This window comes from Plantactinospora sp. A48, assembly GCF_055793945.1.
In genome coordinates this window covers 129744-140482 of the sequence record NZ_JBTIXF010000013.1, presented here as the reverse complement: position 1 = coordinate 140482, position 10739 = coordinate 129744, and the positions used below count along the sequence as shown (strand labels likewise).

Annotated in this window: 8 protein-coding genes; 4 read left to right on the top strand and 4 right to left on the bottom strand. The window is 71.8% G+C overall.

What is annotated here, in order from left to right; all coding sequences use genetic code 11:
* Nucleotides 1-42: 42 nt before the first annotated feature.
* Entirely contained in the window at nt 43-984 is a 942-nt protein-coding gene (locus ACXN5W_RS10260) for a helix-turn-helix transcriptional regulator (protein WP_473157962.1), read from the bottom strand.
* A 206-nt stretch (nt 985-1190) separates the two neighbouring features.
* The gene (locus tag ACXN5W_RS10255) at nt 1191-1748 is read right to left on the bottom strand and encodes a dihydrofolate reductase family protein (protein WP_473157961.1); all 558 of its coding nucleotides are present in this window, start codon (nt 1746-1748) and stop codon (nt 1191-1193) included.
* On the opposite strand from ACXN5W_RS10255, the gene ACXN5W_RS10250 reads away from it, so the two are divergent.
* From ACXN5W_RS10250 to arfA, 3 genes are all read left to right on the top strand, one after another.
* Nucleotides 1735-2706: a hypothetical protein gene (locus ACXN5W_RS10250; RefSeq protein WP_473157960.1), complete on the top strand. Its 972-nt coding sequence runs from the start codon at nt 1735-1737 to the stop codon at nt 2704-2706. The genes ACXN5W_RS10255 and ACXN5W_RS10250 overlap by 14 nt on opposite strands.
* Nucleotides 2707-2860: 154 nt before the next feature.
* Complete coding sequence (locus ACXN5W_RS10245) at nt 2861-3991, top strand: lipase family protein (protein ID WP_473157959.1); 1131 nt, start codon at nt 2861-2863, stop codon at nt 3989-3991.
* Nucleotides 3992-4122: 131 nt separating this feature from the next.
* Complete coding sequence (arfA, locus tag ACXN5W_RS10240; protein ID WP_473157958.1) at nt 4123-5658, top strand: arabinosylfuranosidase ArfA; 1536 nt, start codon at nt 4123-4125, stop codon at nt 5656-5658.
* A 123-nt stretch (nt 5659-5781) separates the two neighbouring features.
* Here the strand turns inward: arfA and ACXN5W_RS10235 are convergent, their stop codons facing one another.
* Together ACXN5W_RS10235 and ACXN5W_RS10230 are read right to left on the bottom strand one after the other, a co-directional pair.
* Complete coding sequence (locus tag ACXN5W_RS10235) at nt 5782-7278, bottom strand: cellulose binding domain-containing protein (protein ID WP_473157957.1); 1497 nt, start codon at nt 7276-7278, stop codon at nt 5782-5784.
* A 193-nt stretch (nt 7279-7471) separates the two neighbouring features.
* Nucleotides 7472-9349 carry a heparinase II/III domain-containing protein gene (locus ACXN5W_RS10230; RefSeq protein WP_473157956.1) on the bottom strand — a complete coding sequence of 626 codons (1878 nt, stop codon included), beginning with the start codon at nt 9347-9349 and terminating at the stop codon, nt 7472-7474.
* Between the two features lie 109 nt (nt 9350-9458).
* On the opposite strand from ACXN5W_RS10230, the gene ACXN5W_RS10225 reads away from it, so the two are divergent.
* The gene (locus ACXN5W_RS10225) at nt 9459-10556 is read left to right on the top strand and encodes a cellulose binding domain-containing protein (RefSeq protein WP_473157955.1); all 1098 of its coding nucleotides are present in this window, start codon (nt 9459-9461) and stop codon (nt 10554-10556) included.
* Nucleotides 10557-10739 lie beyond the last annotated feature (183 nt).

The window sequence follows — 10739 nt, the reverse complement described above, 5'->3', positions numbered from 1 at the left end:
CCGGGACCGGCCACCAGCGGTCCCGGCGCGCCGCCGTCAACATCAAACTCCTGGGATCCCCTTCAGCCACCCCCGCTCGGCCGCCAGCAGCGCGATCTGGAACCGGGTCCGGGCGCCGAGCAGGGCACCCGCGTCGCTCACATGTTTCTGCACGGTGCGGCGGCTCAGGTTGAGCACGCGGGCGATCGCCTCGTCCTTCATCCCCGACGCCATCATGTGCAGGATCTCCCGCGTCCGCTGGTCCGGCTCCACGGTCGTCGGACTTCCCTTCGGAGCCAGCCCGTCGTGTCGGCTCGCCAGCGACACCGGTTCGGCGCGTTCCCACACGCTGTCGAACAGCGCCACCAGCGCCGCCACCAGCGCGGGCGAATGCACCACCAGTGAGCCCGCCGCCGGGCGATCCCCGCGCACCGGCAGCAGCGCCGCCGCGCGGTCGAACACCACCAGTTTCACCGGCAGTCGGGACGCCAGCCGCAGTTCCCCGCCCTGACCCGTCCCGCGCAGCGCCGTCTGGAGGGACACCGCGTCGGTGAAGCCCTCCGTCTCGTACACCGACCTCATGCGCACCCCGGGCGCCACTGCCGGTTCCCCGACGGACGGCTTCGTGGCCGTCACATACGGTGGCTTGGCCAGATGCAGTACCTCGACCGAAGCCCCCTTCAGCAGCTGACCGTAGCGCGCCGGCACCTCGTCCTCGCGCTCCAGCACCTCCACCAGGTACGCGGCGCGCGGCCCGGAAACCGCCTCGTACACCTCGTGCAGCCGTTCCACGAGGCCCTCGACGCTGGCCAGTTCAGCCCGCCGTCGGGCCAACAGGGCGCTGAGCGATGACCGTGGCGGGCCGGCCGTCCAGCGCGGTGCGGTCCCGCCGATCGGCAGCACCAGCGCGGACTCGGCAAGGTGCCGCAATGCCCGTTCCGCCTCCACCGGGGACACTCCGACCGCCGCCGCCACTTCGGCGCCATCGGCGGACCGTACGGTCACCAGGTGCTCCAACACCCGCCCGGCCAGCGGATCCAGACCGGTTACCGTCCATGGGCTTCCTGCGGTTCCGTCCATAGGTTCCGTAACTCCTGTGGTCTGAGCTTGTTCCGCCCTGGCGGGATGTGCATGCTCGCGACCGGGACGGCGCGGCAAGGCTGTGCGCGGCCTCAGACCCCTTCTCGTCGCCCGCGATGGACTCCTCTGATTCAGCGCGCGCGGCGGTAGTGCATGGCCACCACGCCGTTGCGGAGCGGCTTGGCCGAGAGCAGCTCGAGCTGGCGCGTGCCGGGCAGTCCGCCCTGGTACAGCGTCGGGCCGTGGCCGGCGATCCTGGGGTGGACGAGCATTTTGTACTCGTCGATCAGGTCCAGCCGGTCGAGCTCGGTCGCGAGCTGGCCGCTTCCGAGGAGGACCCCGGCCGGGGTCGCGTCCTTGAGCTTCCGCACGCCCTCGCGCAGATCGCCGGTGAGGTGGTGGCTGTTGGCCCAGGGGAAGTCGGTGCGCGTCGACGACACCACATACTTGGGTTTGGCCTCCAGCTTGACCGCCCACTCGCGCATCGCCGGCGGCGCCTGTTCGTCGCCGCGGGCGACGGCCGGCCAATGGCTCTCCATCATCTCGTAGGTGACGCGACCCCACAGCATCGCCCCGCCCTCGTCCATGAGACGGGTGAAGAAGGCGTGCGTCTCGTCGTCGGCGATCCCCTCCTGGTGGTCGACGCAACCATCCAGGGTGAGGTTGAGGCTGAAGATGAGCAGTCCCATGGCCGGCGAGTCTAACGCCAGGGTGGATGACACCCACGTCACCGCCTTCGTCCGCGACGCGCAGGGCGCGCTGGCGGTCAACGTCTCCGCGCCCGTACCTCCCGGCGTGGTCCGGACCAGGCAACCGGCTAACGTTATTCGGGGTACGTCGATGGATGGCGGACCGGACAACAGGCGGATCATGACGGAACGGACATTGATGACGATGCGCAGAAGGGCCGGACACCGAGCGGTCGCTGGCGGGCTCGCCGTGCTGACGGTGGTATCGCTCGCGGCCTGCTTCAGCGAACCGGACGGCCGGACCGGGCGGGGCACCTCCACCGGGAGCGCGGCAGCCGTCGACGACGGGGAGCACACCGTGGTCGGTGCCGTGAACGGTCGTAAGGACGCGACGTTGGTCCTCGTCGACGGCGCCGAGACGATCCGGGTGCATGCCGGGAACCTGGGCGACGATCTGTACCGGATCTCCACCCCGGACGACTCCAGGATTCGGCCCACCGTCGCTGTCGACCACGACACGGTGACGACCAGCCTGGCCAACACCGGCCGGTCTGGTCCAGCGACGGTCGACCTGGCGATCAACTCCGGGGTGCGCTGGCACCTCCGGATCGCCGGTGAGGTGGCGACCGAGACCGTCGACCTGACCGGCGGCCGGGTCGCCGCGGTCGAGTTCGCCGCGGGGGCGGACCAGATCGAACTGACGCTGCCGAAGCCGAGCGGCACGCTCCGCGTCGGCCTGAGCCAGGGTGTCAGAAGCCTGCTGGTCCGGGTCACCGGCGCGGCCCCGGCACGGGTCACGGCCGGCGCCGGCGCCGGAACGGTGGAGGTGGACGGAAGGACCCGCACGGGCGTGGCCGCCGGCACGGTGATCGAGCCGCCGGGTTGGGCGAAGGCCAAGGACCGCGTCGACGTCGACGCCTCGGCTGGGCTGGCCACGCTGACCGTGGAACGCCGCTGAGTGCCTCGCCTGCCAGCCGGCCAGCGGAAGTAGCTGCTCCAGCGACCGGGGCCCGCCGTGGGGCGGTCATCGACGGGGAGCCGGTCAGGCACCCGGAAATCATCCACCGGGACCCCAGCCGGGTTCCGCGATCGCTGTACTAGTGTCCGTCGATATGAAGGGGATCCGGATCGCTCTGGCGGCGGCCTGCGCGCTGGCCGCCGTACTGTCCGCCGCGCCCGCGAGTGCGGCTACCGGCCCGGCCGCGGCTGCCGCTCCGGCAGCCTCGCCCGGCACGCTGACCGGGACAGCGCCGCTGCCCGCGGCGCTGCGGCTGGCCGGGGCCGGTCCATCCTGGTTGGTGTGGTACCGGTCCACCGGGTGGAACGGGCGACCGACCGTGGTCAGCGGCACGGTGAGCATGCCGGTCGGGCGCCCACCGGTGGGCGGCTGGCCGGTGGTCAGCTTCGGGCACGGCTTCGGCGGCGTGGCGGACGCCTGCGCGCCGTCCCGCACCGGTCCGAGCCCGTGGGAGCGCACGCTGCAGGAGGCGCTGATCGGCGCGGGGTATGCGGTCGCGGTGACCGACTACGACGGCATCGGCACCCCGGGTGAGAGCTCCGTCGTGGACGGACCGGCGGAGGCGTACGCGCTGATCGACATCGTCCGGGCGACCCGCCGGCTCACGAATGCCTCCCGGACCTGGGTGTCGGTCGGCTATTCGCTGGGTGGGCACGCGGCGCTGTGGGCCGGCGCGACCGCTGCCCGGTACGCCCCGGAGCTGCGCCTGGCCGGCACGGTGGGCCTGGCCCCGTTCACCCAGTGGCAGTTGCAGCTGTCCGCGCCGGGCTCCCATGACGCGCAGACCCCGATCAACCCGGTGGAGCCGTTCATGGGCCGGACCACCCCGGTGACGCACCCCGACTTCCACCCGGCCGACTGGTACACCCCACGCGGGCGGGAGCTGATCGATCTGGCCGGCCGGGTCTGCATCGACGAGATGGCCGCGGCCACCGCCGGGGTGACCCGCGGCGACGTCTACCTCGACCCGGGCGCCGCCAGTGACCGGTTCACCGCGATGTTCGCCGAGGAGGAGGTGCCGCTGACCGGGTACACCGGCCCGGTGCGGATCTTCCATGGCACCGACGACGTGCTGCCGGCGGCGCTCAGCGAGATCACCACCGGTCAACTGGCGGCCGCCGGAGTCGACGTGGCCTACACCCCGGTCCCCGGCGCCGACCACCTCACCCTGCTGCCGACGGTGGCGCCTCAGGTGGTCACCCTGGTCACCACCCTCACCCGCTGACCGCCACCGGTACGCCCGGCCAGGCAGAGCGGGGCCGTTCTGGCCTGCTCAGACCGGGTGCCGGCCACCGGTGCGCTCAGGTGACCGGACCGCGACAAGCCCATGGCACCGGACCGCTCTGAAGGGAAACCATGCTCGCCGCCTCTGTCATCCTCGACCCGACCTCGGTCGTGGCCCCGGTCAGCCGCCGTACTTTCGGTTCGTTCGTGGAGCACCTGGGACGGTGTGTCTACACCGGCATCTACGAGCCCGACCATCCGCTGGCGGACGAGGACGGGTTCCGCACGGATGTGCTGGCCCTGGCCCGGGAGCTGGGCGTGACCGTCGTCCGCTACCCCGGCGGAAACTTCGTCTCCGGTTATCGCTGGGAGGACGGCGTCGGGCCGCCCGCCCGCCGCCCGCGCCGTCGCGACCTGGCCTGGCACAGCGTGGAGACCAACGAGGTCGGCATCGACGAGTTCGCCCGCTGGGCGGCCAAGGCCGACGTCGAGATCATGTACGCGGTGAACCTCGGCACCCGCGGCGTACAGGAGGCGCTCGACGTGCACGAGTACGTCAACCACCCGGGCGGGACCGAGCTGTCTGAACGCCGTCGCGCCAACGGGGCAGCCGAGCCGTACGGCATCAAGCTGTGGTGCCTCGGCAACGAGCTGGACGGGCCGTGGCAGACCGGGCACAAGACCGCGCACGAGTACGGCCTGCTCGCCGCCGCCACCGCCCGCGCGCTGCGGTCCGCCGAACCGGGTCTGGAACTGGTCGCCTGCGGCAGTTCCGGCTCCACGATGCCGACCTTCGGTACCTGGGAGACCACCGTCCTGGAACACGCCTACGAGGCGGTCGACTACGTCTCCTGCCACGCCTACTACGAGGAGCACGACGGCGACCTGGGCTCGTTCCTGGCCAGCGCGGTCGACATGGACCACTTCATCGACAGCATCGTGGCCACGGCCGACAGCGTGGGCGCCCGGCTGCGCAGCAGGAAGAAGCTCAACCTGTCGTTCGACGAGTGGAACGTGTGGTACATGTCCCGCTTCCAGAACCAGGAGCCGGCCACCACCTGGGCCGTCGCTCCCCGGCTGATCGAGGATGAGTACCACGTCGCCGACGCGGTCGTCGTCGGCAGCCTGCTGATCTCCCTGCTGCGGCACAGTGACCGGGTCACCGCGGCCTGCCAGGCGCAACTCGTCAACGTGATCGCGCCGATCCGGACCGAACCCGGCGGGCCGGCCTGGCGGCAGACCATCTTCCATCCGTTCGCCCGGACCGCCGCACTGGCCCGCGGCGACGTCCTGGCGACCCGGGTGAACTCCCCGACCTACCCGACGCTCCGCTACGGCGAGGTGCCGGTGGTCGACGCCGTCGCCACCCACGACGCGGAGAACGGCGACCTGGTCGTCTTCGTCGTGAACCGGCACCAGACGGAGGAGGTGGACCTCACCGTGGACCTGCGGATGTTCGACGCCGGCCCGCGCCTCGCCGAGGCGTGGACCCTGACCGATTCCGACCTGCGCGCCACCAACACCGCCGATCATCCCGACCGGGTCACGCTCCGCCCCGCCGAACGGGTGTCGGTCGACGCCGCCACGTTGCGGGCGACACTGCCCCGGGTGTCCTGGACCGCGATCCGCCTGCGCGGCCGGGGGAACAACCCGGTGAGCCGCACCTGACCTGCCCCGACGTGATCGGACCGGCCGACACCCCGCACCACCGGTGCGGGCGGTGGTGGGCCGGTGCCGGCCCGGCGGCTCGCCGGGCCGGCATGGTGGGACTGGTCGGCCCACCGGCCCCGGCTAGGGACTGGTGCAGCTCAGCGTCGGGGTGGACGGGCTGCCGGTGGCGATGAAGCCGAACGTGGTGGAGCCGGACGGTTGCAGTGCGCCGTTGTAGGTGGCGTTGCGGACGGTCACCGTCGCACCGCTGACGCTCAGCGTGCCGCTCCACACCTGGGTGACGCTCTGGCCGCTGCCCAGGGTCCACCGGACGGTCCAACCGTTGATCGCGGAGCTGCCGGCGGTGACCGTCACCTCGCCCTGGAAGCCGTCGGGCCATGCGTTCGTGGCGCGGTAACTGGCGCTGCAGGCTCCGGTCGGTGGTGCGGTGGTGGGCGGAGCCGTCGTCGGCGGCGCGGTGGTGGGTGGTGCGGTGGTGGGTGGTGCCGTCGTCGGCGGCGTGGTCGTGGGTGGTGCCGTCGTCGGCGGGGCGGTCGTGGGCGGGGCCGTTGTGGGACTGACCGGGCCCCAGCCGTACCTGATGCGGTCGGCGCCGGTGGTGTTGCGGATGCTCACCGTGAGGTTGGTGCCGCTGCCCTGGAGCGCGAACATGGAGTACCAGTCGTAGCCGCCCGTGCCGATCTTGCCGCCGAGAGCGGGCCAGTAGACCGAACCCATGTGCAGGTCGTGCATGGCGTCGGTGGCCGCGCGCAGGTACCGGACGAAGTTGTTGGTGCCGTTCGGGTCGTTGTAGTTGAGGCCGGAGTCCATCGGGGCGCCGAACTCCGTGGTGACCGCGCGCGAAGCGCAGTTGCCCAGCCGCTCACGGAAGGTCTGGGACCAGCCGGCGTAGTCCTTCTCACCGTAGAAGAAGGTGTAGAAGTGGTAGGACAACAGCGTGCCGTCGAGGCGGCTGTCGGCGCAGACCGGTCTGACGTCCTGGCTGAAACCGGTGCCGCCGATGAGAATCCGGCCTCTCGGGACCGACGAGTGGGCGTTGACCCACGAGGCGGCGAAGTTCGTCCACTCGGAGGTGCTGTAGCCGTGCGGTTCGTTCATCGGCTCGAAGTAGACGAGGCTGTTGGAGCCGTACTGGGCGGTCACGGTGTTCCACATCGAGTTGAACGCGCTCGTGTTGGTGATCCGGCCACCGGACGCGGCCCCGTCCTCCCAGTAGGCCAGGATGACCTTGAACCCCCGGTCGGTGGCGGCGTCGATCGTGCCCCGGTAGGCGTTCCACCACGACGAACCGACGGTGTAGGTGTTGACCGGCAACCGGACGGCGTTGGCGCCGAGCTGGTTCGCGAAACCGGTGTAGATCGCGTCCGCCTTCGCCCGGACGGTCGCGTAGCTGTCTGACTGACTCAGCCCGTCGAGGACGAGGGGATTCTTGTTGAAGTTGTCGCCGCGCGCGGCCCAGTTCACCCCCCGGAACTGACTGGTGTCCGCGACGGCGGACGAGCTACCGGCGAGGACGATGAGCGGCGCCAGGACCAGGGCGCTGAGGACGGTGGCCAGAACCGGGCGGCGGGCACGGGAGCGTGGCGGTGCGGGACTGGGGGGGCGAGTGAACGGCATGGTCGTGACCTATCTCCTCGGAGTCGTCCGGAGGGTGCCGAAGGCTCTGGGCGCCAGCGGTTCGCGCCCCGCCCGCTGACCTCCGGGAAGCAGCTGCGTTCACCGAAGTCTGACCGTGGCATCCAGCGTCGTCAAATCACGCCTTTCAATGCGTACGACTCCGTTCGGTTGCCTGCGAGGCTGGTGGATGAGGTCACCGCTGCTCCTGCACGGTCAGGCTGAGGCTGCCGATCGGGCCCAGCGCCGAGACGTCGAGATCGAGCCGGGTCAGCCGGTCTCCCCAGACGTCGCGCAGCATCGGGTCGTCGAGTTCCCGCACCGTGGTGCCGCAGGGCACGGCCGGGTGCCAGGTGACGGTGACAACGCCAGCGCCGTCCACAGCGACGATCTCGGCGCCGCCCGGCGCGACCCGTACCTGCCCGGCCACCAGCAGGAGCAGCCGGGTGGGCGCAGCCGCTTCCGTGGGGTCGAGGGCCCAGTCGTCGGTGACCGTGATCTCGCCGGTGGCGCGGTCCAGCCGGGCGGTACGGCGCCAGTGCCGGACATCGGTGCGCGGGTAGGCCGGCGCGAGGTCGAGGGTCAGCCCGGTGCCGGCATCGTGCACGCTGACCGACACGTCGCGGGCCGCGTGCCGCCGGCCGTGTCGCTGCGGGGTGGCGCGGATCTCCGGCACGTTGTGCCACGAGCTCTGCATCGTCCAGATGGCGTACCGGTCGGGGCCGAACGTCTGCGCGGTGTAGGTCGGACGCCCGGCGTCCACCAGCACGGGCACGCCGTTGACGGCGACCACCACGCTGCCGACGTCGTTGTGGTTGTGGTGCTCGCCGTTGTGACCACCCTTGACCGCCAGCGTGAGCCCGGCCGGGCTGCCCGGGGCGGGCCGGGCCAGGAGCACCTGGGTGGAGGGGAGCCAGACGTCGCGGGGCAGCGGCGGGGACGCCGGCACCGCGGTCCGCCAGTCGGTGTCGGCCAGGGCGCTCAGCAGCCGACCGAGACCCTGGCTCTCGTGGGCGACCGGGCGGCCGGGCCGGCGGTGGGCGACCGCGTGCGCCTCGGCGTCCCGGTCGCCCATCCGCCGGGCGGCCCGGTACAGCGCGTGCCACGGCTGGTCCCGGGGCGGGCGGGCCGGCCCGTCGGCGTGGTTGAGATACCACTCACCGCCGAGCTGCATCCGGTGCGGAAAGGCCACGGTCGCGCGGAGCGCATCCGGACGCACCTCGCCGAGCGAACCGCCGGTCGCGAAATCGAGCAGGTCGAGCGCCTCGATCAGCCGGCAGGCCCCGTTCCACCAGTACGCGTACCCTTCGTCGATCGCGCCGTCGGCCGGCAACGACGAGGCGTACCGGTCCAGTCCCTCGATCACGAGGTCGACCAGGGCGCCCCGGCGCGCCCGGTCGTCCACCAGCCGGAGCGCCGCGGCCAGGACGTTGCCGTGGATCCACGGGTTCCAGTTGTGCACGTCGCCGTCGAGCCCGAGCCAGTGCCAGTCGCGGCGTTCGGCGAACGGGGTGAGCACCCGACGGTCCACCTCGTACCGGATCCGCGCCCGCAGCCCCGGCACGTGCTCGTCGAGTTGGCCGCCGAGCAGGTGATCGAGCCAGGCCAGGTGGCTGGCCACCTCACCGGCGCCCAGGTCGAGGTAGGGATCGGTGACGGTTGGCAGCACGGCACCGTGCCGGTGGAACGTGTCGTCGTGCGCGGGCCAGCACCAACTGCTCTGTTCGCAGAGCAGGACGACCCCGTCGGCGACCTCGTCCAGCCAGGCCGGGTCGAGGGTCACCGCGGCGAGCACGGCGGCGCGGCTGAGGCGCTGCTGCCGGGTGAACACGATCTGTTCGTAGGCGTCCCGGTCGCCGTCCCGGAAATATCGCGCGTACAGCCGGGCCGGCGCGGCGGGCCAGGGCGTACCGAACTCGGTTCCGGCGCGTTCGCGCAGGTCACGAATGGTTGCCTGGTCCAGGTGCGCCGGATCCCATGGTGCGGGCGCGATGGGCAGGCTGTCCTCGGGCGGGCGGAGCAACTCGGCTGTCCGGCTCGGGCTGCCGAAGGAACGGCCGGTGTTGGTCGTCATGTCTCCTCGCCGACGGGGGATCGATCGCGTTCCCGGCTATCGAATCGACGCAATGCTATGTGAACATGGCGCTGTACGCGGTTTGCGGTTCGAAGGTCGGAGGAACGCCATGTCCCAGCACCGGTTGAGGGCCATCCCGCTGGCCGGGGCGACGATGGCTGTGGTGGTGGCGATGGCGGTGGTCGTCGCGGTCGCCCCGGCGACGACGGCCACCGCCGCCGGGTCCGATCCGGCCGCCTCGACCCCCGCCCCGTCGCCCACCGACTGTGCGGCCACGGCCTCCTTCGATCCGCGGGTACGCGCCATCGACTTCACCGACGCCATGACGAGCACCCGGTACCGGGTGACCTTCGGGTGGAGCACGACCGGATGGCCCGCCGGTTGCGACGCCACTGTGGACATCGCGCTGTCGGCGACGGCCGCCCCGGCTGGCGCCCCGCCGCCGGCCAGCCCGGTGACGGTGCGCGCCGACCTCGGGTCCTACTCGACGGTCCTGAACGCGCCCGCCCGGTACGCGTTCCAGGCCCGCCTGACCGTCAACGGTGTCGCCGGGCCCTGGTCGACGCCGCAGCAGTTCACCCTGCTTCCGCTGGACTACTGCATGGGGTGGGTACACCCGCCGTCCGGTACCCCCGTCAGTGGTCAGGCGCTCGATCCCACCAGCGCCCGCCTGTCGGTGGAGGTGGGACCGCAGGACCCGCTGCACGTGACGTTGTGTGGCACGCCGACCGCCATCGCCACCGCCGTCGGTGATTCGACGGCGCCCGTCGTGACGTTTCCGCCCGGCTCCGGCAGCACCGTGGTCACCGGTCTGGTTCCCGGCCGGACCTACCAGTGGAAGGTCCTCGTGGGCGGCGTCGGCTACGGCACCGTGACCATCACCCAGCCCCCGGCCGCCGGTGGATGCCGGGTGGACCTGCAGGCGACCGGCGGCTGGTCGACGTACCACACCGTCACCGCGACCGTCACCGCCGCCGGCCCGACCGGGCTGACCGGGTGGCGTGTCTCCTGGCCGGCGAACGGGACCGTCACCCAGTTGTGGAACGGCGTGCTCGGCGGCGACCCCTCGACCACCACCGTCAGCAACGCCTCGTACAACGGCACGATCGGGGCCGGGCAGACCACGACCTTCGGCTTCATCGTCGACGGCGGCGACTGGAGTGCGCCCGTCGCCGGCGTCGACTGCCAACCCGCCGCGGGCCTGTAGCAGGAAGGGCGTAGCCCCCCATCCGGGAACGGCGTCCGAGGACGGATCGTCCCCGTCGGCCGAGCGGGACGGCAGCCTCGACCGGCGATCGTGCTGCCCGCCGGAGGTCCGCACGGCGAACGTTGCCCGACCGTCCACCATTGATTGACGTGATTGAATGTATCGAGTATGTTATCGACACAA